The 25779-nt window shown below is 48.2% G+C and carries 21 protein-coding genes; 13 read left to right on the forward strand and 8 right to left on the reverse strand.

The features are described 5' to 3' along the window. Positions 1–206 precede the first annotated feature (206 nt). Entirely contained in the window at positions 207–2546 is a 2340-nt protein-coding gene (locus tag EYR25_RS17140; RefSeq protein ID WP_133181706.1) for a Tex family protein, read from the reverse strand. A 138-nt stretch (positions 2547–2684) separates the two neighbouring features. Beyond that, a complete protein-coding gene (gene greB, locus EYR25_RS17145) occupies positions 2685–3179 on the reverse strand; it encodes a transcription elongation factor GreB (protein WP_133181708.1) in 495 nt (164 codons plus the stop codon). Between the two features lie 369 nt (positions 3180–3548). Between greB and ompR the strand changes: the two genes are divergently transcribed. From ompR to EYR25_RS17160, 3 genes are all read left to right on the forward strand, one after another. Further along, positions 3549–4274 carry an osmolarity response regulator transcription factor OmpR gene (gene ompR / locus EYR25_RS17150; RefSeq protein WP_011718733.1) on the forward strand — a complete coding sequence of 242 codons (726 nt, stop codon included), beginning with the start codon at positions 3549–3551 and terminating at the stop codon, positions 4272–4274. A 39-nt stretch (positions 4275–4313) separates the two neighbouring features. Continuing rightward, positions 4314–5630 carry a two-component system sensor histidine kinase EnvZ gene (envZ, locus tag EYR25_RS17155; RefSeq protein WP_133181711.1) on the forward strand — a complete coding sequence of 439 codons (1317 nt, stop codon included), beginning with the start codon at positions 4314–4316 and terminating at the stop codon, positions 5628–5630. Positions 5631–5746: 116 nt separating this feature from the next. Next, complete coding sequence (locus tag EYR25_RS17160) at positions 5747–7723, forward strand: methyl-accepting chemotaxis protein (RefSeq protein ID WP_133181713.1); 1977 nt, start codon at positions 5747–5749, stop codon at positions 7721–7723. A gap of 55 nt (positions 7724–7778) precedes the next feature. On the opposite strand, the gene EYR25_RS17165 is transcribed toward EYR25_RS17160, so the two are convergent. From EYR25_RS17165 to EYR25_RS17180, 4 genes are all read right to left on the reverse strand, one after another. Beyond that, positions 7779–8252: a peroxiredoxin gene (locus EYR25_RS17165; protein WP_011624535.1), complete on the reverse strand. Its 474-nt coding sequence runs from the start codon at positions 8250–8252 to the stop codon at positions 7779–7781. A gap of 203 nt (positions 8253–8455) precedes the next feature. Then, entirely contained in the window at positions 8456–9046 is a 591-nt protein-coding gene (locus EYR25_RS17170) for a hypothetical protein (protein ID WP_133181715.1), read from the reverse strand. Positions 9047–9144: 98 nt separating this feature from the next. Further along, entirely contained in the window at positions 9145–9606 is a 462-nt protein-coding gene (locus tag EYR25_RS17175; RefSeq protein ID WP_133181717.1) for a DMP19 family protein, read from the reverse strand. 227 nt (positions 9607–9833) lie between these two features. Next, the gene (locus EYR25_RS17180; RefSeq protein WP_133181719.1) at positions 9834–10781 is read right to left on the reverse strand and encodes a choice-of-anchor H family protein; all 948 of its coding nucleotides are present in this window, start codon (positions 10779–10781) and stop codon (positions 9834–9836) included. A gap of 368 nt (positions 10782–11149) precedes the next feature. On the opposite strand from EYR25_RS17180, the gene EYR25_RS17185 reads away from it, so the two are divergent. From EYR25_RS17185 to EYR25_RS17200, 4 genes are all read left to right on the forward strand, one after another. Next, the gene (locus EYR25_RS17185) at positions 11150–11449 is read left to right on the forward strand and encodes a PepSY domain-containing protein (protein WP_133181721.1); all 300 of its coding nucleotides are present in this window, start codon (positions 11150–11152) and stop codon (positions 11447–11449) included. A gap of 1 nt (position 11450) precedes the next feature. Next, positions 11451–12134: a response regulator transcription factor gene (locus tag EYR25_RS17190; RefSeq protein ID WP_133181723.1), complete on the forward strand. Its 684-nt coding sequence runs from the start codon at positions 11451–11453 to the stop codon at positions 12132–12134. Further along, a complete protein-coding gene (locus EYR25_RS17195) occupies positions 12127–13491 on the forward strand; it encodes an ATP-binding protein (protein ID WP_133181725.1) in 1365 nt (454 codons plus the stop codon). Before EYR25_RS17190 ends, EYR25_RS17195 begins: the two co-directional genes overlap by 8 nt. Before the next feature lie 147 nt (positions 13492–13638). Then, positions 13639–15144 (forward strand): DUF3300 domain-containing protein, encoded by a 1506-nt coding sequence (locus tag EYR25_RS17200; protein WP_133181727.1) that lies wholly within the window; start codon positions 13639–13641, stop codon positions 15142–15144. A 60-nt stretch (positions 15145–15204) separates the two neighbouring features. Here the strand turns inward: EYR25_RS17200 and EYR25_RS17205 are convergent, their stop codons facing one another. Continuing rightward, positions 15205–15681: a cytoplasmic protein gene (locus EYR25_RS17205; RefSeq protein ID WP_133181729.1), complete on the reverse strand. Its 477-nt coding sequence runs from the start codon at positions 15679–15681 to the stop codon at positions 15205–15207. 74 nt (positions 15682–15755) lie between these two features. Then, positions 15756–19352: an EAL domain-containing protein gene (locus tag EYR25_RS17210; RefSeq protein ID WP_279535270.1), complete on the reverse strand. Its 3597-nt coding sequence runs from the start codon at positions 19350–19352 to the stop codon at positions 15756–15758. An 857-nt stretch (positions 19353–20209) separates the two neighbouring features. Here EYR25_RS17210 and EYR25_RS17215 point away from each other — a divergent pair. From EYR25_RS17215 to cyoE, 6 genes are all read left to right on the forward strand, one after another. Next, the gene (locus tag EYR25_RS17215; RefSeq protein ID WP_133181733.1) at positions 20210–20530 is read left to right on the forward strand and encodes a hypothetical protein; all 321 of its coding nucleotides are present in this window, start codon (positions 20210–20212) and stop codon (positions 20528–20530) included. A gap of 189 nt (positions 20531–20719) precedes the next feature. Further along, positions 20720–21748: a ubiquinol oxidase subunit II gene (gene cyoA, locus EYR25_RS17220; RefSeq protein ID WP_133181735.1), complete on the forward strand. Its 1029-nt coding sequence runs from the start codon at positions 20720–20722 to the stop codon at positions 21746–21748. A gap of 2 nt (positions 21749–21750) precedes the next feature. After that, on the forward strand, positions 21751–23730 hold the full coding sequence (cyoB, locus tag EYR25_RS17225; RefSeq protein ID WP_133181737.1) for a cytochrome o ubiquinol oxidase subunit I: 1980 nt from the start codon (positions 21751–21753) through the stop codon (positions 23728–23730). 1 nt (position 23731) lies between these two features. Then, the gene (cyoC, locus tag EYR25_RS17230; protein WP_011627628.1) at positions 23732–24352 is read left to right on the forward strand and encodes a cytochrome o ubiquinol oxidase subunit III; all 621 of its coding nucleotides are present in this window, start codon (positions 23732–23734) and stop codon (positions 24350–24352) included. Further along, positions 24352–24693 carry a cytochrome o ubiquinol oxidase subunit IV gene (gene cyoD / locus EYR25_RS17235; protein ID WP_133181739.1) on the forward strand — a complete coding sequence of 114 codons (342 nt, stop codon included), beginning with the start codon at positions 24352–24354 and terminating at the stop codon, positions 24691–24693. The genes cyoC and cyoD overlap by 1 nt, the downstream gene beginning before the upstream one ends. 13 nt (positions 24694–24706) lie before the next feature. Then, positions 24707–25639: a heme o synthase gene (gene cyoE / locus EYR25_RS17240; protein WP_011718749.1), complete on the forward strand. Its 933-nt coding sequence runs from the start codon at positions 24707–24709 to the stop codon at positions 25637–25639. Positions 25640–25779: the final 140 nt, after the last annotated feature.

The raw sequence follows: 25779 nt of genomic DNA on the forward strand, positions 1-25779 counted from the left end.
CCAAAACATTAAACACACACTCAGCTTTGGAGTGCTAATTTGAAAAATCACCTGAAGTGGCTTTATGACAACCCATTTGGCTTAAGGTTGCATTAAATTGCCGACTTTATATTACCTGCAGTAGCAAACATGCAACAGATTTGTGATCTTAGGGTAAAAAATGTCGACTCGGGCACAGACTAACGCCCGAGTCGTATTGTGTTAGCTTACTTTTTCAGCTTCGCGAAGGCATCGGCAAAGGCATTGCCCATGGCCGCGTTGACAGGTGCCGCTTTTGGCGCAGGACGCGCAGACTTATGCTGTGCATTGCCCTTATGAGCCTGTGGCTTACCTTGGGATGGGCCGCGAGTTTGAGCCTTGCTCTGATCGATAGCCTCATCCAGACGCATACTCAAACCGATACGACGACGCTCGACATCGACTTCCATCACCTTCACTTTCACTACATCACCCGCTTTCACCACGGTATGGGGATCGGTAATAAACTTGTCGGTCAGTGACGAGATATGCACTAAACCATCTTGATGCACGCCGATATCCACAAAGGCACCAAAGTTAGTCACGTTGGTCACAACACCCTCGAGGATCATCTCAGGTTTCAGGTCCTTAAGCTCCTCAACCCCATCCTTAAATTTGGCGGTTTTAAACTCACCACGGGGGTCGCGGCCCGGTTTATCCAGTTCGCTCAGGATGTCGGTCACCGTCGGTAAACCAAACTCTGGGGTCGTAAACTCCTGCGGCTTGATATTGCGTAGCAGCTCGGAATTACCGATAAGGCTCGCCAGGTCCACTTGCTTGGTCTTGGCAATGGTTTCGACCAGCGCATAGGCTTCGGGGTGAACCGCCGACATATCCAAGGGATTATCGCCACCACGGATCCGCAAAAAACCCGCAGCTTGTTCAAAGGCTTTAGGGCCTAAGCGTGGCACTTTCAGCAGATCTTTACGGTTTTTGAAGGCGCCGTTGGCATCGCGGTAGTCGACCACGTTTTTCGCTAAGGTCTTGTTTAAGCCAGCAACTTGCGACAGCAAAGGCACAGACGCCATGTTTAAATCCACACCCACACCGTTTACGCAGTCTTCGACCACGGCTTCGAGCGAGCTAGATAGCTGACTTTGACTCACATCGTGCTGATATTGGCCAACGCCAATAGACTTAGGTTCAATCTTCACCAATTCCGCTAAGGGATCCTGTAAACGGCGGGCAATTGAGACCGCGCCGCGAATCGAAACGTCCAACTCAGGGAATTCCAACGCCGCCAGTTCTGAGGCGGAATACACCGAAGCGCCCGCTTCACTCACCATCACTTTGATCAATTGCGGTTGGCTGTCCTTAAGGCTGGCAATCAATTCACCCGCTAATTTATCCGTTTCGCGGGAGGCGGTACCGTTACCAATCGCGATTAACTCCACCTTATGCATTTGCACTAGGTTGGCGAGGGTACGAATCGACTTGTCCCATAAATTCTGTGGCGCATGGGGGAAGATAGTCGTGTGTGCGACCAGCTTACCCGTGTTATCTACCACAGCGACTTTAACACCCGTACGAAGACCTGGGTCTAGCCCCATGGTTGCCTTGGCACCCGCTGGTGCGGCCATTAACAAGTCGCCTAAGTTACGGGCAAACACTTTAATCGCTTCCGCTTCGGCGCGTTCGCGCATTTGCGAGATAAACTCGGTTTCCATTTGCAGGGCAATTTTAATCCGCCATGTGGCAGTCACAACGGTCTTAAGCCATTGATCGACACTGCTATCGCCCAGCTTTAAGCCTAAGTGCTCGCTAATAATGACTTCGCAGTAACTGCCCTGACCCGCTTCGGCTGTAGGATCTGCATTCATCGATAACGACAGGAAGCCCTCATTACGACCACGCAACATCGCCAAGGCGCGGTGGGACGGCACTTTCGCCAGAGGTTCGTTGTGCTCAAAATAGTCGCGGAACTTCGCGCCTTCCTTCTCTTTTCCAGCGATAACGCGGCTCTCTAACACACTGTTTTGGCTTAAGTGTTCGCGAACTTTACGCAGTAATTCCGCATCTTCGGCGTAACGCTCCATCAGAATATAACGGGCGCCTTCCAACACGGCTTTGGTGTCGGCAAAACCCGCTTCGAGATTTAGATAACCCGCAGCCAATGCCTCGATATCGGCATTGCGATCCGCAAGCACAGCTTCAACAAGCGGCTCTAAACCCGCTTCAATCGCAATTTGGCCCTTAGTGCGGCGCTTAGGCTTGAAGGGAAGATACAGATCCTCGAGGCGGGTCTTACTGTCGGCACCTTCGATTTCTCTTTGCAGCTCAGGCGTTAACTTACCCTGAGTTTGAATGCTGGATAAAATGACCTGACGTCTGTCATTCAATTCACGCAAGTAACCTAAACGGGTGTGTAATGAACGTAATTGGGTGTCATCTAAACCACCAGTTGCCTCTTTACGGTAACGGGCAACGAAGGGAACTGTGGCACCATTGTCGAGTAAATCTATGGTGGCAGTGACTTGATGCTCCTGAACATTCAGTTCCTGAGCAATAATCTGGGCAATAGTTTGCATAAATAAAGTATCGTGCCTAAGGGTTTGATTGATCCTAATTGCGCCCAAGATACCACAGGCGCAGTCGTTATTTCATATGATGCTGTCGATTTCAGCATGAAAATCGACGAGAGTTTGATCTACTAAAGGTTATTCTGGCTAGCCCTCGAGCGGCGTCTCGAATGGGGTATAGCGGATGTCGTTGATATACCATTCCTTTGGACCCGAGGGGGTTTGTACGACCACTTCATCATCGACCTGTTTACCGATCAGTGCCCGCGCCATGGGAGAGTCTATGGTGATGTAGCCCAGTTTAGTGTCGAGCTCATCCTTGCCGACGATACGATAACGCACGCGCTCGCCCGCTTCGTTTTCGAGCTCAAACCAAGCGCCAAAGTAAATTTTGCCTTCCTGCTGGGGAGAATAGTCGACGATTTTGAGTTCTTCGAGGCGTTTGACCAGATATCTAACCCGACTATCTATTTGACGTAAAAGCCTTTTATTATAAGTGTAATCCGCGTTTTCACTTCGATCACCCTGCGCGGCAGCCTCTTGCACTTTAAGGGTGATCTGCGGGCGATATTCCTTCCACAGGTATTTTAATTCTTTATCTAAGGTCATCCAGCCTTGGCGGGTGATCAAATGCGCTTTCATGCTAAGACTCTGTAGTTAAAACGAGCAAAATTTTAAACTGATGACACTGATAATACTCAGAGTCAGCGCCAAAGTTAAGGATTGACAAAAATCGCCTCATCCATAAATGCCAATTTAGTTACAATTTCATATGTATAGTGAATATATTCAACGATTCCCATGCAATTTCATTTGCTTAGTATTAACATGAGTTGGCAATTCTGTCGCATTCGACGCTGTAGGCTTACATCATGAGCTAGTCGCTCAGATTGAATCCGGCTATATTAAGCACATTCTTGGCAGATTCGTTTTCAATTTCAGCCAGTTAATCTTTGTTGTATGACGGCATAAAGAATAAAAGCAATAATCCGAGCAATTTAAGGACATCCCATGGGACAAGAAACCTCGAAAATCCTCGTCGTCGATGATGATATGCGCCTACGAGCACTACTCGAGCGTTACCTGATGGAGCAAGGCTATCAGGTACGCAGTGCGGCCAATGCTGAGCAAATGGACCGTTTATTGGAGCGGGAAAACTTCCACCTGATAGTGCTCGATCTGATGTTGCCCGGAGAAGATGGCTTATCCATCTGTCGTCGCCTGCGCCAACAGGGCAGCACGATTCCGATAGTGATGCTCACCGCCAAGGGCGATGAGGTCGACCGCATTATCGGCCTAGAACTCGGTGCCGATGATTACCTGCCGAAACCCTTTAACCCGAGGGAATTATTGGCACGGATCAAAGCGGTAATGCGTCGTCAAATCCAAGATGTGCCCGGCGCCCCTGCGCAGCAGGAAGCCGAAATTAGCTTTGGCGAGTTCTCCCTCGACTTAGCGACCCGTGAGATGTACCACGGCAATGAAGCCATCGCACTCACCAGTGGCGAGTTTGCGGTATTAAAAGTGTTAGTCACTCATCCACGCGAGCCTTTATCGCGGGATAAATTGATGAACCTTGCCCGCGGCCGCGATTATTCGGCGCTGGAGCGCTCGATTGACGTGCAGGTTTCTCGCCTGCGCCGATTGATTGAGAAAGATCCCGCTAATCCGCGCTACATCCAAACAGTCTGGGGTCTTGGCTATGTGTTTGTCCCCGACGGCGCAGCCCGTCGATGAGCCATTCTTGCCTGAAGTCGCCAGTGCGTTGGCATCAAGATGAAACCTAAGTTTTGGTGGCGCTTTCTTCCCCGCAGCGCCTTTAGCCAAACCGTTATGCTGATTGGTTGTCTACTGTTAATCAATCAGCTGGTTTCCTATGTCACTGTGGCTGTATATGTGTTAAAGCCCAGTTATCAGCAAATCAACCAGTTAATTGCCCGCCAAATCAATCTGTTATTTGTCGATGGTATCGATATCGGCCGCGAACACTTAACCATAGTCGATGCGCTCAATGCCAAAGTCCGCGACGATGGCATGAAGGTCTACAACCAACAACAGGCCCGCGAGGCGGGAATCGAACAGGCCACCTACTACGGTTTTTGGTCATCACAGATGTCGGAATACCTAGGTGGCGATGCTGAAGTTCGCGTCACCCACGGCACGGTATTACAAATTTGGATCCGCCCGCCGCAGGCGCCTTCGGTGTGGATTAAAGTGCCACTCATCGGGCAAAACGTTTCCGACTTGTCACCACTCACACTGTACTTAATGGTGATCGGTGCGCTCAGTGTCGCTGGTGGATGGTGGTTTGCCCGCCAGCAAAACAGGCCGCTCAGACGCTTACAAAAAGCCGCAATAGCCGTCTCCCGCGGTGAGTTTCCCGAGCCTTTGCCGCTTAAAGGCTCCAGCGAACTGGTCGAGGTGACCAATGCCTTTAACCAGATGTCCCACAGCATGAAACAGCTCGAACAGGACAGAGCCCTGTTGATGGCGGGAATTTCCCACGATTTACGCACACCACTGACGCGTATTCGCCTCGCCTCCGAGATGATGGTCGAAGAAGATCAATATCTTAAAGATGGTATCGTCAATGATATCGAAGATATGGACGCCATTATCAGCCAGTTTATTGCCTATATTCGCCAAGATCAGGAGGCGAGCCGCGAGCCCGGACAAATTAATAAACTGATCCAAGATATTGCGCAGGCCGAAGCCAACCGCGACGGTGAAATTGAAGTCGTACTGAGCGATTGCCCCGAGGCCCTGTTCCAAGGGCTGGCGATTAAGCGAGTGCTCAGCAATCTGGTCGAAAATGCTTTCCGCTATGGTTCGGGCTGGGTGCGAATAAGCTCGCAATTTGATGGTAAACGCATAGGCTTTAGCGTTGAGGATAATGGCCCCGGGATTGATGAATCGCAAATTCCCAAACTGTTTCAGCCATTTACCCAAGGTGATATTGCACGCGGTAGTGTTGGCTCGGGCCTTGGGCTCGCCATCATCAAACGGATTATCGACCGCCATCAAGGCCAAGTGACCTTATCTAACCGTACTGAGGGCGGCTTAAAAGCCCAAGTCTGGCTCCCTCTGGAATAACTCAAAAATCATAATGACAACGCTGACATTTGATTGGCTTTGTCATATTTATGTCACGCAAAATTCATAAACTCTAGGCAGTTAACTTACCTTAAGTTTCCAATGAAGATTGCATCATGAAGATTTCAACCTTATCACTCTCTGCTTCAGCGCTATTGTTATTGCTTGCAGGATTATTAGCAGCCGTAGTGCTATGGAGTAGCGACCAAAGGCAACAGATTGAGCAACAAACCCAAGCTCTCCAAGGTATACAGCAGGATTTCCTCATCGGTGTACGTCGCGATCTTGATGGCTATTTAGCCAACGGAAACGCAACCCTGCTCGAACAGGCCAAAGCTAAACTGAGCAAGATTAAAACTGAGCTCAGCGAACTCAACCTCGCCGCAGCGGACAGTGCCGATGAAGAATTGCAAACTGGCCTGAGCCAATTCATTCAAGACTTAGATACCAAATACCGCGCCGCCGGCAAACTCGCGGGTAATCCAAGACAGCTACTGGCCCACGCCGAATCTGAAATGCTCGACTATAACCGCAGACTCGGCAGTTACGCCGACAAAGGTTTAGCCGTTAATGCCACTGTGGCCGAACAATATCTGCAATTAAGCCGCGACTTACCCAACATTGTTTATCAGTTATCGCAGCTGACCGATGGCTATCTCATCGATAAAAATCAGCAACTTAAAAATATTCTCGACAGCACCAGCAAAGAACTAAACCAGTGGCGTGACCAACTGAACGCTCTGCCGTTAATCGGCGTGTACGAGCAGCAGGAAGCCGATGAATTTGCCCTTGGCGCAAGTGAACCTGAACAGATTGAAGTGGGTGAAAATGATCGCAGCGAGCTGTTAAGCCTAGCCAATCGATACAATAAAGAAGTCGCCAATACCCACCAACTGCTGCAAGCCAATCAGGAGATGCAAGAGCAGTTAATTCAAGCCATTAGCAGAGTTGAACAGCAGCTTATCGCCCTAGGTGAGGCGCAGGCCGCCAAAAACCAACAACTCAAATATGAGTTACAAGTCATTCTTTATGCAATGGTTTCTATTATGGCGCTGTTTGCTATCGGCTATTTAATCCTACAACAGAACCGCGTGGTTAAACCCCTTAAACGCCTCAACCAAGCCTTTATGCAATTAAGCGAGTCCAACAGTCGCGAACGCTTGGACATTAATCGCCGCTGCGAAACCGGACAAATTGCAGGCCATTTCAACCAATTGCTACACAGATTCGAGCAAGAAGACGAACTCCAGCGCCAACAAATGACTAAGGTTTCTCAATCCTTAAGTCAGTTGGTCGCACGCATTACCCAACTGTCGCAGCACACCGAACACACTCAGACCATAGTCGCCGACACTCAGTCGCAAACCGAGCATATCCGCAGCCTCGCCAATGAGGTCAGCCATACCTCTGCCCTTGTTGAACAAAGCGCGGCTGAAACCATGCGCCAAATGCAGTCGAGCCAGACCGAAGCCGAAGCGGTACTGAGTGCCACAGAACAAACCCAAACAGCCGTCGGCCTTTGCCATGCCTCGCTCGAAAGTCTGAATAACTCGGTAGCAGATGTGGCCAAAATCATTGATGTGATTGGTAATATTGCCGAGCAAACCAATCTATTGGCACTGAATGCCGCCATCGAAGCTGCCCGTGCGGGCGAGCAAGGCCGCGGCTTTGCCGTGGTCGCCGATGAGGTGCGAAGCCTGAGTCAACGTACTCAGGTGTCGTTAAATGAAATCGTGAAAATCCTGCATCAACTCACCCAGTCGAACCTCGCACTCGGCGAAAGTGTTGATGGCATCGCCCAAGCGACCGACAGCCAAAAACAACGGGCACAGAGCCTATGGCATGTGGCGCAAACCGTGCAAAATCAAGCGAGTGAAATGGCCAATACCGCCAAGCAGGGTTCGCTTAACGCCAAAGAACAAGTCGATTATCTCGATGAGTTTGTTCGCAGCATGGATAACCTAAAAGACCAAGCGCAAACCAGTTCGCAGCAGAGTGAAGTGATTGCCCAAGAAGTACAACAAAGCGTGGTAGATATCGAAACCAGTTTAGGTATTGCCGACACCAACACTGTACCAGCCCGAGCAGCTTAAGCTTGATACCAATAAAAATGGGAGCCTAGGCTCCCATTTTGTTTTTTATCAGGCATTAAAGTGCCGCTAATACCACTTCGGCTTTGCTCACTTCAAATGACTTAGGTGCTTCGACATTCAGTAAAGTCACCACGCCGTTATCGATGATCATCGCATAACGTTGTGAACGCACACCGCCAAAGCCAGCGGTATCCATCTCGAGTCCCAGCGCCTTAGTAAAGCTGGCATCGCCATCGGCTAACATCAGTAGTTCAGACGCATTCTGCGCTTCGCCCCAGGCTTTCATTACAAAGGCATCGTTTACCGATACACAGGCAATTAAATCCACACCTTTAGCTTTAAACTGATCGGCCAGTACGACATAACCTGGCAAATGCGCTTCAGAACAGGTTGGTGTGAAAGCACCAGGCACTGCAAATAACACCACTTTTTTACCCGCGAACAGCTCGGTAACTTGATGATTTACCATGCCATCTTTAGTCAGTTGGCTTAGCGTCGCCGCTGGTAATGTTTGACCTTGAGCAATCATGTCTCTCTTCCTTTAGTTAACGTAACTTGCCCATACTAGCCCGAATCCGAAATGATAAACACAGAGAGAAAAAGGGGATTTGTGCAGTGAAGCAAATTACGATACGGGAAAACCTAGAATGGAATAGCAAGTTTTTACTTTGGGATGCACCACTTACTTTTTTTGAATAAACGATTGCTATTTTTCGATCCCAACGTTTGAGCTTAGCGGCGCAGCATTTTTGTGTCGGCTTGACCGAGATTTATGGTTACCTCGAACTCAAGGCCTGCTAGTTTCTCAGCAATAAGTAACTTCTTTGCACGCTCCGTCGCTATGATCATTCGGCCACGGCTATTACCAGAGCCGAAAACAACATCAGTGCCAGAAAGATCAGATTCTGGTTCCTTTAGAAGAATTGCGGGTGTTGCACCAGCAACAGCCTTATGGAAACCACACGCAGTACAAAAGGATTCAAATTTTGTTTTTCTTGATGCAGAGTCAAACGATGTTATCGATGTTGGTTTTATCACAAAGAATTCAGAATCAGATGGGAGGGCAAGAAATTCAAGCCCACCCAGTTGCAATCGTTGACATGTCTCCTTGAACTTAAGGGAGGCGATGTTGTAACCGTCATAGGTTGCAGATAAGTCGTATTCCCTCTTTTTGACTCGAAAGAGTGAATTAATAAAATAAAGCTCCGTCTTATAACCACATACGGAGCAAATAGGGATATCTTGAACCTCCTCAAGCAGGCTGTCGCAAGAGCCACACATGTTTGAATCGTTATCACGACCGTGAAGGGTAAATGCAGCCACTAACTTCCTCTAATTAATAAAGACATTAAAAGCAACTGAGTCTAACGGAGAGCAAACGCACAGGCGCTATGCTGCCTTACATTGTAAAATGTTGTCGGCTAGAAATTTGATTGAACATACGTAAGCAGCAATTCCTTAATATTGTCTGGGTACTCTGTGAACTCATAGTCAAGTTTATTTAAGTACTCTTCATGTTTTTCAGAAATACTTTCCAATATCTCAACTCTCTCATCACGGTTTTTAGGCGGGCCTTCAGGACCAAATAGATCCTGTGCTTTCTGGGCAATGCTTGCCATGTTATGAGCACCAATAGCGTCGAAAGCTTTTGCTGCATAAAAGGAAATATCGCCAGCTGAGTTATAAAAAAGCTGGTCAAAACCACCGTTATTAACTTCGGCCTCCACAGCCCATATTGTTGCTAATACACGCTCATGCTCACGAATCGCATCGAATTCTTTTGATTCAAGTTCGATCAGTGACTGTTCAAATGCTTGCTCGATATTCATGTTGGCTTTTAATATTGCTACTGTGTATATGCGCCTAATATCACCTAAGTTCACTCGGCAAAATTATCCACAACTCACTGATTTAAAATTTGATTTTCACAATAACAAAAATCATTCTGGGTAGAAAGTGAGCATGCGCATAATTTCTACAAGTTTTACTTTACGTATTGCGAAATAAAAAAGCAGCGTATCGATGGATACGCTGCCTTTTTAGTGTGAGATCTACTTTTTACCCTAGAGGGTATTACTCAAGCATTAATCGTGATGATTTACATAAGATTTTATTTTGCTCTAAAAGCGTTAAGCCCATTTTCACGTTTACGCAGCACCGCCAACAGTCCTAGGCCAAGCAAGGCGAAGAAAGAAACTGCGCCGCCTTCATCTACAATAATTACCTCACCAGAGCTATCGCGGTCACGACTTTCTAGCGGCAGGGCATATAAGCCATCGGTGTCATCGGCGCTAATAGTGGCGACAATATCGCTATAACCCACTTCATAAACATCGATTAATACATCGTAATGATCCGTTGGATAGCCAGTGTAGAGGGTCGTTAGCACTTCGTAATCGTCCTGCGTCGAATCACCGTAAATGGTAAACACGTCCGTGGTGTAGTAATGCACCCAAGGGCCACCGTTACGACTGAGGTACAACTCGGCAAACAGGTCGGCGCGCTCATTAAGATATGCGCCAAACACATCCACATCGAAGGTCACGCTGAAGGTTTGATAAAACCCATCGTAATCAAAGTCTTCAAACAAACGGCTGCTGGCATCAAAAATCGCAAAGCTGTGATACACGGGCGCACGATAGGGATCTTCACTGGCCGCACTCGAACTTGGGATAGGCTGACTCGTGTGCTTAGCAATTACCTGTTCGCGGGTCATTGGGGTCGCGCCCATCAATTGCACGCGATGTGCACTCGGGCTTTTCGCCGATAACGACGGCGCTAAGGATTTGACCGCGTCCGCGGCGGCCTCCCCCACTGTTTGAGCGGGCGCAGCCTGTTGTAATAGGTTTAAGGCTTGTTGCTCTTGCGCGGCGGCTTGCTCGGCATCGGCTTTTTTCGCCATTCCGATACTAGCCGCAGTAAAAGGCGCTAGGTTTGGCTCGTCAGAGGATTCTGCGTTCACCATGAATGATGTCAGTAATGCGCCAGCCAATGCCATCGCCTTAACGAAAGCGGTGTTTGTGGTGGAAGCCATACCTTGTTGCTTGAGTACGTTCATCTTGAATACCCCATGGATAGTCCGTTCAAATTGATGACATTAGAGGGCACTCAAGGTGAACATAAGCTGAACATTAAAATCTGCCATTTTTGCGAGCAAAAATGTCGTTCAGCCCTAATTCATCTGGGCTGATTAACACTACTCATATGTCACATGAACACTGGATATGACTCGTGTGTGCTGAATAGGTTCAGGTGCTTGTTTGTAAATAACGCTTGCCTGAATCACAGTGAAATTTAAAGGAATTGTGTTTACCAATTGGCTGATCTCTATGTGTTTGTTATGGTGATGAGGTATTCTTAGTCGACTCGATAAGCTATCCACCTCGCGACTCACTTAAGATCGCCGAACATACGCGGGTAACAGATATGAAACTTGGTTTAACACTGACCCTAGTCGCTTGCTTATGCGCCTCTTTCGGCAGTATCGCAGGCAATGATAAACACGATGATCGCAATCAATCGCGTAGCCAAGGTGTGAAAAATGAACAGCGCCTAGTAGTGAACAGTCCAGACCAAGCCGTGGCTATGGCACAGCGTCAATATCGAGGAAAAGTGCTCAGCGTGCAGTCGAGTGGCTCAGGCTATAGAGTCAAAATCCTCAATAACGATGGCCAAGTTTTCTCGGTTTCGGTGGATGCCGCCACTGGGCGCGTGTCGAGGAATTAATATGCGACTCTTACTCGTTGAAGACGATTTAGCACTTCAAGCTAACTTAAAACAGCACTTGCTCGATGCTCACTACAGCATAGATGTCGCCAGCGACGGTGAAGAAGGCTTGTTCCAAGCCATTGAATATAATTATGATGCCGCGATTATCGATGTCGGTTTACCTAAACTCGACGGCATTAGCCTTATCCGCTGCATTCGCCAAAAAGAGCGCGCTTTCCCGATCTTAATTTTAACCGCGCGCGACAGCTGGCAAGATAAAGTCGAAGGCCTCGATGCCGGCGCCGATGATTATCTTACGAAACCGTTTCATCCCGAAGAATTAGTCGCTCGACTCAAAGCCTTGATCCGACGTTCAGCGGGTAAGGCAAGTCCAATCATCACTAACGGTCCCTTTAGTTTAAATACCAGTAGCTTAGAGGTGCGCAAAGGGGATGAACTCGTCACCCTAAGCGGCTCTGAATACAAGCTATTCGAAATTTTTATGCTGCATCAGGGCGAGGTGAAGTCAAAAACCGCGCTCACCGAACATATCTACGATCAGGATTTTGATCTCGACTCCAACGTTATCGAAGTCTTTATCCGCCGTTTACGCAAAAAGCTCGACCCCGATAACCAATACAATCTGATCGAAACGCTGCGCGGCCAAGGCTATCGTTTAAGAGTCATCTCCCCAGATGAGTAAACGCGCGCTTGCCTGGCAGTTATTAAACTCCCTAAAAACTCGGCTCGTCCTTAGCGCGCTGCTGTTTATTTTGGTGTTACTGCCACTGATTGGCGTCGCCCTCAATGATGCCTTTACCGAACAAGTAAAAAGCGCGGCCAAGAACGAACTGAGTGCCTATGTGTATTCGATATTGGCGGTAACTGAGGTCGAAAATAAGCGGATTTTTATCCCCGAGCTGGTACTCGAAAATCGTTTTAACCTCATTCAATCAGGCCTCTATGCCATTGCCACCACAGAGGATGCCGAGCATAAACAAAGTATCGTCTGGCATTCGCAATCCTTTATGGGTATCACGCCGCCCGAGCATTTTACGATTCCTCCCACGGGCAAGAGCGCGTTTGAGCAAATCGACCTCGCGGGCGCGCCGCACCTTATCTACAGCTTTAGCGTGAGCTTTGCCAGCCTGAATCAAAACGTGCCGGTGACTATCCATATCATTAAGGATGAGCTGGAGTTTCAACAGCAAATTGCCCAATTTAATCAACAGCTTTGGACTTGGTTACTGATCTTAATCTTAGTCATGCTAGTGTTTCAGTTGAGTTGGTTGATTTGGACTATTAGGCCGCTGGCGCGCTTTACCCAAGAGCTGCACGATGTCGAACAAGGTAAATCGACCCAACTGAGTAGCCAGTACCCGAGCGAGTTGCAGGAAGTCGCGCGGCAATTGAATATTTTGCTCAATACCGAGCAAACCCAGCGTAAACGCTATCGCAATGCTCTTGCGGATTTGGCCCATAGCTTAAAAACACCACTTGCAGTGATTAAGAGTCAGGCGGATTTGAGCGAAGCCTCGAGCGAGCAAGTGTCGAATATCAGTCGTATCATCAGCCATCAGCTCAAACGCGCCCAAACGGCGGCATCGGCATCATGGCACTTAGGGATTAAGGTGGATGAGGTTGGCGCCAAATTGCTGCGCACCTTAGCCAAGATTTATCGAGAACCACAAATAGAGCTCAGTGGTGAAATGGCGCCACAGGCGGTATTTAAGGGCGATGAAGCCGATCTCACCGAGATTTTAGGTAACTTACTCGACAATGCCTGTAAGGCAGCCAAATCAAAGGTCAAATTAACCGCCACTGGTGATGCTTATCAGCTACAGCTCTGTATTGAGGACGATGGTCCAGGGATCAGCGAAGCCCTGCAAACGCAAATCTTTGAGCGTGGGATCCGCGCCGATTCTTACCGCCAAGGCAACGGCATTGGCCTAGCAATTGTCCGCGATTTAGTGGATAGCTATAACGGCCGTATTTCCGTATCCCGTTCAGAAAACTTAGGCGGCGCCAAGTTTACCGTTAACTTCACCCACTCGGCTTAATCTTTTACTTTCATAAAGATAGTTAATTTTTACGCTAAGAATGGCGCTGCAAGACTCTCTTTACCCTACAAAATACTTTCAGCTTATATTCATATTCACGCGCCTATGATGCCAATAACATCCTCAATAGGATTATTGGAGCGAACCATGAACAGATTATATCGATGGAAATGGCTAGTGTTATCGGCGGCTTTAGTGGCTCTGCCCTTCACCGCGCCAACCCAAGCAGCAGGCGTATCAGTCAGCCAAGGTTCAAGTGCTTCACTGAGCCAAGCCGAACTCGAGCAGATGCTTGCGCCTATTGCCCTCTATCCCGATAGTTTATTGAGCCATATTCTGATCGCCTCAACCTACCCCCTCGAAGTGGTACAAGCACAGCGTTGGCTAGAGGATCATCCTAAGTTATCAGTCGACCAAGTGATGTCGCGCACCGAAGATAAGGACTGGGATCCAAGTGTAAAGGCACTGATGGCTTTCCCCAATGTCTTGCAAAAAATGAGCGAAGATTTGGATTGGACCCAAAGGCTGGGCGAAGCTTTTTTGGCCGATGAAGCCCAAGTGATGGACAGCATTCAATCGCTCAGACAACAGGCAGATAAAGCCAACAGCTTGGCCAATATGGACAATATGGCGATTACCCGTGCAAACAATCAGATCATCATCGAGCCCGCACGCCGCGAAGTAGTATATGTGCCCTACTATGATCCCCGCGTGGTTTACGGCACTTGGCGCTGGGGTGTGGCCTATCCCCCAGTATATTGGGAGTTTGGCGGCTATGTTGGCTACCCTTACCGCCCAAGTCATAGTTACTTTTACTGGTCACCCGGGATCCATATTTCCTTTAACTACTTCTTTAGCTCGTTCCATTGGCACAGCCACAGAGTCGTGGTTGTCGATCACCGTCACTCCCACCATTATCGCCCAAGGGAAAGGTACTCAGTCAGCTATGGTGCTCAACCTTGGAAGCATAAACCCGAGCACAGACGCGGCGTGGTGTACCATAATCCCGTGGTGAAAGAGCGCTACTATGGTGACAGCAAGTTCCGTGGCCGCGATTCTCACTCCACTGGCAGTGGTCAACACTTTACCAGTCAGTACTCAAAATCGCGGGAGCACCAAGACACACGTTATAACCGCGACAACAAGAACTATGACAAGCGCCATGATAAGGACAGAAGCAATAACCTAAGTCGCGATAATCACTACAGCCGCGAGCGTACGCCCAGTTTCCAAAGCACTCAGGCCGAGTTAAAAGAGCGCCGCGTGGCACCGACAAACGCTGCGCAAGCGAGTAAGGAAGGTTACAAAAGAGAGCGTAACGACAATGCCCGCCAGGATAATCAGGTAAGGCAAATGCAGGCCAAAGCATCGCGAGAACAAACTAGGGACAACTCAACAAGGCAGTATCAGACTCGAGAGCAACAGCCGCGCAGCGTTGAGACCCGTACTCAGCCGCAAAGACAGGAAGCTCGCCCCGAGGTGAGACGCGCCGAACCGCAGCGTATTGAACAACCCCGCCAAGTGCAACCAAGACAGCGGGAAGAGACGAGAGTTTGGCAGAGCGAGCCACGCCAAAATATGCAAATGGCCCGCAGCCCTGAGCATAACCAAGGCCGATCGGCGCAGAGCCAAGAACGCCGTCACAGGGAATAAGCACAGATCAAATATAGAAAATGAGCGCGAAGATTCGCGCTCTTTTTGATAACTCAGTCGTTAAAACTTTAAGGTCAAGGACTGGCCTTCACCCATGCCTTGCCACTCGATGGTAAGATCCATTATCTCGTTGAGAATATGTTCAAAATCAGATTCTGAAATCTCAGGCACGGCTAATTTTCGATTGCTGCAAGCCTGCTCAAGTAAATAGATAAATCCCACATAGCTAGGCGCATCGGCCGACCACAACAATGATTGCAATGCTTCGACAATCGATTCGGTTTGCCAAATTTCGGTTTTATCGGCAACCGCTAGAGAAGCTTCGTTATGCTCAAGGGTGAAATTGATATCGGCACCGGCACGTATTTGAGCGAAAAAAGCGCCCTGAATACGCAAGCGCTTTTCTACAACGTAGTGAATCATATCGTGTGGAGCAATCCCCTGCTCGGGCATTTGCGTTTGTGTGGCACTACCATCCATGCGAACACAACGTAATTGAGCGTAACGGGTCGAACCTTTAGTGAAGATAACTTGCATAGCGCTGTCCTTAATGTATCCATTTCCTATCGCCAGACTGACTCAAGTATAGTGCTAAATGGATAAAAAACGGCCTAAAAATTGCGCTCAATAAAACGGAAACAATCATCTGCAGATAAGGGTTTACTGAAATAATATCCCTGCACCAAATCGCAACCCATACTCGAGAGTAATACCAGTTGGGCCTCGTTCTCGACCCCTTCGGCCACCACGGTTAATCCTAGTTCATGGGACATGGAAATCGTTGCTGCACTGATGGCGGCATCGTTTGGATCATTTTCAATATCCTTCACAAAGGATCGATCCAGCTTGAGTCTGTCTAGGGGCAGCAATTTCAAGTATGAAAGTGATGAGTAACCCGTCCCAAAATCATCAATCGCCAATTCAATCCCCTGCTGGCGTAATTCGGCCAGCAACTTGGCATTTTGCTCAGGGTACTGCATGGCCACACTTTCTGTTATCTCAAGCTCTAACGCGCCTCTGCCGAGCTCATATTGAGCTAACACATTGATAATATCAGCAACTATGGTCTCTTTACGCAGCTGATGCGCCGACAGATTAACGGCCATTCGCAACGTTTTAGCGCCCTTTTTACGCCACTCGGCCAGTTGTGCGAGAGCATTTTCGAGTACCCATTGGCCTATGGGGATTATCATGTCAATTTCTTCAGCAATAGGGATAAAACGATCGGGAGCAACCAAACCCAACTCAGGATGTTGCCAACGGATCAACGCCTCAACCCCAACGACCTGTCCGGTATTAATATCGATTTGAGGTTGATAATGCAGTCTTAATTCATTGCGGGAGATGGCTTGTCTCAGGCCAGTCTCAATTTGCTGGCGTTCGGTAACCAAGGTGTTCATCGCCGCAGTAAAAAACTGGTAATTATTACGCCCTGCAGCCTTAGCGCGATACATGGCCATATCGGCGTTTTTCATTAATGCTTCAACACTGTCGCCATCGGCTGGAAATAGGCTGATACCAATGCTAGGTGAGGAGTGTAAAGGTTTATTATCAATAATATAGGTTTGATTCAAACCACTGCGAAGTGCTTCGGCAACCTTAGCAACACTATCATGTTCAGTATCCGATAACACCACAACAAACTCATCACCACCAAGCCGAGCCACAATATCATCTTGGCTAACAATGGTTTTTAAACGTCGGGCGACCTCAAGTAACAACATATCCCCGACATGATGACCTAAAGTGTCATTGATATTTTTGAAGTGATCCATATCGATAAACATGACTGCAATCTGCGTTTTAGTGCTTATCGCTTCTTGGAACACTCTTTCTAGCCGTGACTGTAAGCTCAGCCTGTTGGGTAATAGGGTAAGAGAGTCATGGTGAGCTAAAAAGTGGATGCGTTCCTCATTGATTTTTCGCTCACTGATATCGGTAAAGCTACCAATATAATGGCTGATCGCCCCCGTTTCGTCGCGCACCACCGACATCATCAACCACTTAGGAAAATCATAACCCTCTTTATGGCGATCCCAGACTTCGCCCTGCCAAAACCCCGTTTGTTCAAGGGCGGCGCGTATTTGCGCATCAATGCTTTTATCTGTTCTATCCGCTTCTAGAAAACGGCAATGTTTACCAATGATCTCGTCCCTTGAGTAGCCGGTAATTTGGGTAAAAGCGCTATTTACATCCACGATAATGTCATTGGCGTCCATGATGGTGATGCCTTCACCACTTTGCTGGAATACTTGCGCCAATAGATTCACACGGGCAACGGTGCGTTCCTGCTCGGTAATATCCTCCACAATAAATAAGATGAGCTGTTCACCATTAACGGCTGTGACTAAAGAGCCATTCAGCCTAACCGCAACTAGCTGCCCATCTTTACGACGATAATGCTTTTGATATGGTCCATAGCGACTCGTTTGCTTTAGCTGTTCGAGCTGCTCAGCTTCGGGAACACGGTATCGAATCGGCGTCAGTTCCCAAGGATTCAGGGCTTTTAACTCCGCTAGAGTGTAGCCAGTAATATCTGCAAATGCTTGGTTTATAGCAACAAATTGGCCATCATCGAGGCGTTTAAGCACATGGCCAACGGGCGCTTTATCAAATAGATTACGGTACTTCTCTTCACTTTCCACTAAGGTCGCTTGGAACGCCTGATTACGCGCAATCTCCTTCGAAAGTGCCATGGTTTTTTCGGCCACTTTATCCGCAATCCGATAATGCTCACCGGAAGAGATTAATGTCATACCGCCGACAACTGCACAGGTGATAAAGGCAAGGAATAACAATAGTAGCGAAAGGCTATAGGACTCGCCCATCAATGAGGCATTGGATTCATAAATCACGATGTGCCAATGACGATCCGCGAGCATTAAGTTCGCTTGATAGTATTGACCCGTTTTATCGCTATACATTTTCCCCGAGAAAGTCGGAAATTTTTTCTTACTACTAGCATACAGCAATGCACCATCGGCGCTAATATCCGTAAGTCGCCAATGCAATCCTTTGACTTGTTGGACTTTATTAATGATGCCTTGGATATCAATCACCGCAGAACAAAATCCTGTGATATTGCCTAAACGATCAAATACGGGCGCCAGTAGGAGTGTACCACCAGGCCCATTAGGGTCTTCCGCTAATTGGATCTTGCCCGTCATGACAGGTGCAAGTGTTGCTCTCACCTTTGTAATGGCTGCGGCACGCACGGGCTCACTGTTCAGATCAAGCCCCAGTACCGCGCGACGGCTATTCATAGGTTGCACATACTTTACAGGGACTAACCACCCATCGGCATTCGGTTTATCACCTTCTAAATATCGAATATTGAAAGGCCTACCAAGTTCTGCACTTGTTGCAGATTCAAAACTATCTTTATCGCTCGCAGCCACTAAAGGTGACCAAGCCCAAGCCCTAAAGCCGTCTAGCTGCAGTTGGTTGCGCTTACCAAACTGGATAAATTCATCCTCAGAAACGTCTTCGCTATTATCGAATAAGCTGGCTAAGGCGATAACTTGCTGTAAATTAGCCCCCTGAAAACTCTCAACACTGCTGATAATGGCATTTGATTGGATCTGAAATTTATCTCGCAATTGTTGGCGTTCGTTCATATCCGAGTAGTAATAAATCCCTACGCAGAATAAAAACCCCACCAGCAAAGGGATACCTGTTTGAATTCGCCTTGAGCGCCAGATAGGACGTTGATCGAAGATTAAAATAGTGAGCGGGATAAAAATCACAGCGCCAAGAAAATCCCCCATCCACCAATTAATTACGCTATTAAAAATGTCAGCGCTAGGGATCGTACCGCGAAAGGCTAAAGTAGCATTCCCAAAAAGTGAGGCAATAGTGCAGCTTGCACTGAGAAGTACAGTGGTTTTAATAACTGTATCGGGTTTATCTAAAGTTACTAAGGGGTCAACATGGTGAATAATTCTTGCAGAAAGAATCGTTTGCAGCAAAGTACCCGCTGCGATTATCACAGGCAACCAGCCGAGGTGCAGTTGGCCACCTATATTGATATTAATCAGCAGTGACCCGATAAAAACACCCACCCAAGGTGTATAGGCTTTCCATAGCACGCACGAAGCAATCGCTATTCCAGCAGCAGGCCAGATTGCCGCCGAATAACCGGGCGGCAAAGCGATCATCAGACCAATTTTACCGACAATAAAGTAGGCTAAGGCAATGAATAAATTGATCTTTACATGGTGAGCAAATGCTTTGATATATAATCCCTTTTTATTCTGTTAACGAGCAGAATGGCCCCATAATGCCTTAATCTATAAATCAATCTCAAGCCTAGTAAGGGCAGTTAGCGAACCAAGTATTGAATAATAGTCGCCTTATCGCCGAATTTGGACACCTTTTACCATGCTGTATCTGTTAAAAGTTCAGACTCAGCACCTAGGGCGTGTTGACGTGTCGAGATTAGATTTTGTTCTTTCTGGCAAGCACGTGCTCGCGAAACGAGGAATGATGTGTCGTTATTCTACTCCAATGACGAACGGCTCTTATGGCTGAAAGTAAGAGCAAGGACTTGCCAGGCGAACCCTTCGGGCAGCATTTGGCTGCAAAAATAACCCTGAAACATCAACACGACCTAGTCACAGGCTTATTTTTTGTTGAAATAAACCTGCCATTCACTGTAGGTTGCCCGCTAAATCGGCAAACATGCATAGTCCGATTCGAGCACAATCTCCCCAATCTAGCCTTAAACAGGCTAAATATAACCTCAATATTTTTCAAACAACGCTCACAAATCCCATATATTTTGTGAGCTTAATAGGTTTATCTTAAGTTAAATTTGTATAAAAAATGTATAAACACAGTTTTGATTAAGGTTTTTTTAATGCAAAAGCCCTTTTGTGACCTAGATCCACTTTCAATCAATCCCCGCTTCTTGTTATCCTCCCGCCCGCACAAAAAAGTTGCAGCTTGAATTTTTATTCAGCCAACAATTCTTCTCGCTTAACGCCGGACCTGTTAATTGAAATTCGCACTCAGCCAATTTTGCGCTGAAGGATTGAATCTCGTTGCGAGGTTCTCCCACTTCAGCATGACAAACTTAGCCCTGATTTTTGGGTTACTGTTTGTGCTGCCCACTGCTGACTTAGTGTCAGTGATGGTCGGCGGCTGCATCGATATTGGCGAATTAATCACCCTAAGTGATGGCTTTTTAATCGAGTTCTTCGGCGCCACGCTGCTGAGCATTTTGCTGCTCAACCCCCAAATAATTAAGCAATTGTGGAATCTGTTCGACGATGGCTTTAAATTTTTCAACCGCTTAGACCTCACTAATGCTGGCCAGTTTTTAGCACCCCCAAGGCTAAAATCCCTCGAGCACCTTGCGCACGGTTGTCGCGCCCCACCATTGTAACTCTCTGTTTTAAAATTCAAATTTAGCATTAAGCGCTGAAAGTCGATCCTCAATCTCGTATTGGGGTGGCAGGCATTTTTTGTGCCGCGCTCGAGCCACTTTCGGATTTGCCTTCGGATAACGCCGCTCAATGCTACTGCCTATCTCTCTGGGCAGAGTTGTAAACCTTAGGGTTAGAGGAATCTTCCTTTGTTAATTCGAAATTTAAGTAAAGTAGCATTCGCGGCGATAGCCCTGATGCTCGCAGGCTGTGATGGCGGCGTATTGGATCCCAAGGGCCAGATCGGTGTCGATGAAAAGCATCTGATCATCATCGCTACCCTACTCATGCTGATTGTGGTTATCCCCGTGATCTTCATGACCTTGTTCTTCGCATGGAAATACCGCGATGGCCGAGATCATGAGGTTTATGCCCCTAAATGGTCCCATTCAAGCGCGATTGAAACCGTGGTTTGGATTGTGCCGATTGTGATCGTATTGATTTTGGGCGTGATCACTTGGGGTTCAACCCATGATCTCGACCCTTACAAACCACTCGAACACGACGCCAAGCCAATTACGGTTGAAGTGGTTTCTATGGACTGGAAATGGTTGTTTATCTATCCAGAACAAGGTGTTGCATCGGTAAACGAACTGGCTTTCCCAGCGAATGTACCAGTGAACTTTAAGATCACCTCTGATACCGCCATGAACTCTTTCTTTATCCCGCAGTTAGGTAGCCAAATCTACTCAATGGCTGGGATGACGACTAAGTTGCACCTGATTGCCAACGAACCCGGTACCTATGACGGTATTTCCGCTAACTATAGCGGTGCAGGCTTTGCAGGCATGAAGTTTAAAGCCATTGCCACGCCAACGGCAGCCGACTTCGATGCTTGGGTAGCCAAGGCCAAACAACAGGCGACTAAGACCTTAGACTCTGCGACTTACCAAGCCTTAGCACAGAAGAGTGAAAACAATCCTGTTGAATACTTTGGCTCAGTGAGTCACGGCATGTTCGATCAAATCGTTATGCAATACATGCACATGGACTCAAGCGAGCACATGGCAGGCCATGAAGGCATGGAACACATGAATGCCGACCACAATATGGCTGGCATGCACCACGATATGACGCATATGGCGAGCGACCAGAAGATGGCCGACATGGAAGGCTCAACCCATTCTGACACTTCATCAACAGAACACTCATCCACTCACCAAGTGGAGGCGGAGTAATCATGTCTTTTCTCGGTAAATTAAGCTTAGATGCGATCCCGTATCATGAGCCTATCATCATGGTGACCCTTGCGGTTGTTGCCGTGATAGGTCTGTACATCGCAGCCTTGATCACTAAACACAAAAAATGGGGCGTGCTTTGGCACGACTGGTTAACCTCGGTTGACCATAAACGCCTCGGTATCATGTACATAGTGCTTGCATTCATCATGTTGATCCGCGGTTTCTCCGACGCCATCATGATGCGTACCCAACAGGCACTGGCCACCAATGGCGCCGCAGGTTATCTGCCGCCAGAACATTACGACCAAATCTTCACTGCCCACGGCGTGATCATGATTATCTTTATGGCGATGCCATTTATGATCGGTCTAATGAACTTAGTGCTGCCACTGCAAATCGGTGCCCGCGACGTTGCCTTCCCCTTCTTGAACAACCTCAGCTTCTGGTTAACCGCGTCTGGTGCCGTGCTGATCAATATTTCATTAGGTTTAGGTGAATTCGCCCGTACTGGTTGGGTGGCTTACCCGCCTTTGTCTGAGCTGGCTTACAGTCCGGGTGTCGGGGTCGATTACTATATCTGGGCGCTGCAGATTTCGGGGATAGGGACAACCTTAACCGGGGTCAACTTTATCGCGACTGTGCTTAAGATGCGCGCCCCAGGCATGAAGCTGATGCAAATGCCCATCTTCACTTGGACTTGTACTTGGGCCAACATCCTGATCGTGGCTTCGTTCCCGATCCTGACCGCGGTTTTAGCGCTTTTAACACTCGATCGTTACATGGGTTTCCACTTCTTCACCAATGATGGTGGTGGTAACGCCATGATGTATATCAACCTGTTCTGGGCTTGGGGTCACCCTGAAGTGTACATCCTGATTCTACCTGCGTTCGGTATCTTCTCGGATGTGATTTCAACCTTTACCTCTAAGCGACTGTTCGGCTATTCCTCCATGGTATGGGCCAGTGGCGCGATTTCGATCCTCGGTTTTATCGTGTGGTTACACCACTTCTTTACCATGGGCTCGAGTGCCAACGTCAACGCCTTCTTTGGCGTGATGACCATGGTGATTGCGGTCCCGACTGGGGTAAAACTGTTTAACTGGTTGTTCACTATTTACCGCGGCCGCCTGCGCTTAACTGTGCCAGTGCTGTGGACCTTAGGCTTTATGGTGACTTTCACCATTGGTGGTATGACGGGCGTGTTATTGGCCGTACCTGGCGCCGACTACGTACTGCACAACAGCTTGTTCCTGATCGCTCACTTCCATAACACCATTATCGGTGGTGCCGTGTTCGGTTACTTAGCCGGTTTTGCTTACTGGTTCCCGAAAGCGACGGGTTTCCACTTAAATGAGCGTTTAGGTAAAGCCTCATTCTGGTGCTGGCAAATTGGTTTCTATGTGGCCTTTATGCCGCTGTATGTACTCGGTTTTATGGGTATGACTCGCCGTATCAACCACATCGATAACCCAGCATGGAACATGTGGATCTATATCGCTGCCGTGGGTGCTTGCATCATCATGGTCGGTATCATTCTGCAATTCGTGCAACTGTACGTGAGTATCCGTGACCGCGACCAAAACCGTGACACCACGGGCGACCCATGGAATGGCCACACGCTGGAATGGTCAACCGCCTCACCACCACAGTTCTACAACTTTGCTAAGTTGCCACAAGTGTCTGATATCGATGCCTTTACCGATGCCAAAGAAAAAGGCACCGCGTATCAACGCCTCAAACACTATCAGCCAATCCATATGCCGAAAAATACTCCGAGCGGTATCTTAATGGCGCTGGGCATTACTGCCGCTGGTTTTGCTGCGATTTGGCACATTCTGTGGCTCGCGATTGTGGGCATGGTGGGCGCGTTTATCGTGTTCTTATTCCGTGCTTATAACAACGATGTCGACTATTACGTTCAACCCGATGAAGTGGCACGCATTGAAAATGCTCACTTAAACAATGTAGTAAGGGGCTGATATGAGTGTTGCAATCCCAGCTGATTTAGAAGTTGCTCACGCCGAGGAGCACCACGAGCACCATGACACGGGTGGCAACACCCTGTTTGGTTTTTGGCTCTACCTGATGACCGACTGCATCCTGTTTGCTTCGGTATTTGCCACCTACGCCGTGCTCTATATGAACACCGACGGCGGTGTATCGGGTAAAGACATTTTCGAACTGGACTTTGTGCTGATCGAAACCGCAGCCCTGCTGCTCAGTAGTATTACCTATGGCTTTGCGTTGATTTTCGCTAAGCGCCACAACAGGTTGGCGACCCTCACTTGGTTAGCCATTACCTTTGCACTGGGCTGTGTGTTTATCGGCATGGAAGTCTATGAGTTCCATCACCTGATCGAACATGGCAACGGCCCACAACGCAGCGCCTTCCTGTCATCTTTCTTCACCTTAGTGGGCATGCACGGCTTGCACGTGACCGCTGGGTTAATTTGGATGGCAATCATGATGATTGAAGTCGCCAAAACGGGCTTAGGTAACCGCAGCATCACTCGCCTGAGCTGCTTAAGTTTGTTCTGGCATTTCCTCGACATCGTGTGGATTTGCGTATTCACCGTTGTGTACTTATTGGGAGCACTGTAATGGGCACACATACTCAATCACATGACCATAGCCATGGCACAGACGATCTGGCCGCCAGCATCAAGTCCTACTTAGTCGGTTTTGTGCTGTCAGTGGTGTTAACTGCCATCCCATTCTGGGCGGTAATGACCCATCACTTCGAGCAATCGACGACGCTCGCCATCGTCGTTGTCACGGCACTGGTGCAGATTTTGGTACACCTTAAGTACTTCCTGCACTTGGACTTCTCTAAGGAAGGCAAGATCAACACCTTCTCCTTCCTATTTACCGCGCTGATCATCGTGATGGTGGTTGGCTTGTCGGTATGGATCATTCTCGAAGCTAACGCTTTGATGATGTAATGAGACACAGCAAATGAACACACAAGCTAGATTGACATCGACGCAATGGAAAGCACGCTTCAAAGGGTATGTACAGGTGACTAAGCCTGGCATCATTTTCGGGAATCTGATTTCCGTTGCTGGCGGCTTCCTATTGGCCGCGAAGGGCGATGTGGATCTGGTCTTGATGCTGGCAAGCTTAGTGGGATTATCCTTAGTCGTCGCCTCAGGCTGTGCGATTAATAACTGTATTGACCGTGACATTGACGCCAAAATGCAGCGCACCTGCAAACGCGTCACCGTCACGGGCGAAATCCCCCTAAGCCATGTCTTGCTGTTTGGCATCGCCTTAGGCGTGCTTGGATTTGGCATCTTAGCCTTGTTCACCAATGCCTTAGCCCTGCTGTTTGCCGCGATTGGTTATGTCGTTTATGTCGGGATTTATAGCCTCTATATGAAGCGAAACTCCGTTTACGGCACCTTAGTCGGCAGCTTTTCGGGCGCAGTACCGCCCGTGGTGGGCTATTGCAGCGTGACGGGGCAAATGGATATGGGCGCAGTGATTTTATTGCTGATGTTCAGTCTCTGGCAGATGCCACACTCCTACGCCATCGCGATTTTCCGCTTTAATGACTATGCAGCCGCGAAGATCCCCGTGCTGCCCGTCGCCGAAGGGATGGCCAAGGCGAAGCACCATATAGTGCTCTATATCGCAGTGTTCGCCTTGGTCAGCACCATGCTGCCACTCGCAGGTTACACAGGCACCGCCTTTATGGCCGTGACCTGTGCCACCAGCCTCTGGTGGCTAACAATGGCCCTCAAAGGTTATCGTCAAGATGTGGATATGCCACGTTGGGCCAGACAAGTGTTTGGTTTTTCAATTATTACCATCACAGCACTCAGTGTAACCATGGCGCTGGATTTTCAAGCGGTCAGTCAAACCCCACTGTTTACCTTAGTGCGATAAACATAACCTTTATTCAAAAACAAAAGCGCTAACCTAGGTTAGCGCTTTTTTATTGTCTCAAGTCTCAATAACTAAGGGACAAAAGGGCGTTAAAAATGAAAGAGGAAAAACAACTGAGTGACCAGTTACTAAAGAGCTTA

Source organism: Shewanella decolorationis, from assembly GCF_004354305.1.
In the GTDB taxonomy this organism is placed as follows: Bacteria; Pseudomonadota; Gammaproteobacteria; order Enterobacterales; family Shewanellaceae; genus Shewanella; species Shewanella decolorationis.

What these genes read in the sequence shown, in the direction of transcription:
- cyoE (WP_011718749.1), top strand. Translation starts at nt 24,707, where the DNA reads ATGAACACACAAGCTAGATTGACATCGACGCAATGGAAAGCACGCTTC.
- EYR25_RS17185 (WP_133181721.1), top strand. Translation starts at nt 11,150, where the DNA reads ATGAAACTTGGTTTAACACTGACCCTAGTCGCTTGCTTATGCGCCTCT.
- cyoB (WP_133181737.1), top strand. Translation starts at nt 21,751, where the DNA reads ATGTCTTTTCTCGGTAAATTAAGCTTAGATGCGATCCCGTATCATGAG.
- ompR (WP_011718733.1), top strand. Translation starts at nt 3,549, where the DNA reads ATGGGACAAGAAACCTCGAAAATCCTCGTCGTCGATGATGATATGCGC.
- cyoD (WP_133181739.1), top strand. Translation starts at nt 24,352, where the DNA reads ATGGGCACACATACTCAATCACATGACCATAGCCATGGCACAGACGAT.
- EYR25_RS17215 (WP_133181733.1), top strand. Translation starts at nt 20,210, where the DNA reads ATGACAAACTTAGCCCTGATTTTTGGGTTACTGTTTGTGCTGCCCACT.
- EYR25_RS17160 (WP_133181713.1), top strand. Translation starts at nt 5,747, where the DNA reads ATGAAGATTTCAACCTTATCACTCTCTGCTTCAGCGCTATTGTTATTG.
- EYR25_RS17200 (WP_133181727.1), top strand. Translation starts at nt 13,639, where the DNA reads ATGAACAGATTATATCGATGGAAATGGCTAGTGTTATCGGCGGCTTTA.
- EYR25_RS17205 (WP_133181729.1), bottom strand. Translation starts at nt 15,681, where the DNA reads ATGCAAGTTATCTTCACTAAAGGTTCGACCCGTTACGCTCAATTACGT.
- EYR25_RS17195 (WP_133181725.1), top strand. Translation starts at nt 12,127, where the DNA reads ATGAGTAAACGCGCGCTTGCCTGGCAGTTATTAAACTCCCTAAAAACT.
- EYR25_RS17140 (WP_133181706.1), bottom strand. Translation starts at nt 2,546, where the DNA reads ATGCAAACTATTGCCCAGATTATTGCTCAGGAACTGAATGTTCAGGAG.
- EYR25_RS17180 (WP_133181719.1), bottom strand. Translation starts at nt 10,781, where the DNA reads ATGAACGTACTCAAGCAACAAGGTATGGCTTCCACCACAAACACCGCT.
- greB (WP_133181708.1), bottom strand. Translation starts at nt 3,179, where the DNA reads ATGAAAGCGCATTTGATCACCCGCCAAGGCTGGATGACCTTAGATAAA.
- cyoC (WP_011627628.1), top strand. Translation starts at nt 23,732, where the DNA reads ATGAGTGTTGCAATCCCAGCTGATTTAGAAGTTGCTCACGCCGAGGAG.
- EYR25_RS17165 (WP_011624535.1), bottom strand. Translation starts at nt 8,252, where the DNA reads ATGATTGCTCAAGGTCAAACATTACCAGCGGCGACGCTAAGCCAACTG.
- EYR25_RS17190 (WP_133181723.1), top strand. Translation starts at nt 11,451, where the DNA reads ATGCGACTCTTACTCGTTGAAGACGATTTAGCACTTCAAGCTAACTTA.
- envZ (WP_133181711.1), top strand. Translation starts at nt 4,314, where the DNA reads ATGAAACCTAAGTTTTGGTGGCGCTTTCTTCCCCGCAGCGCCTTTAGC.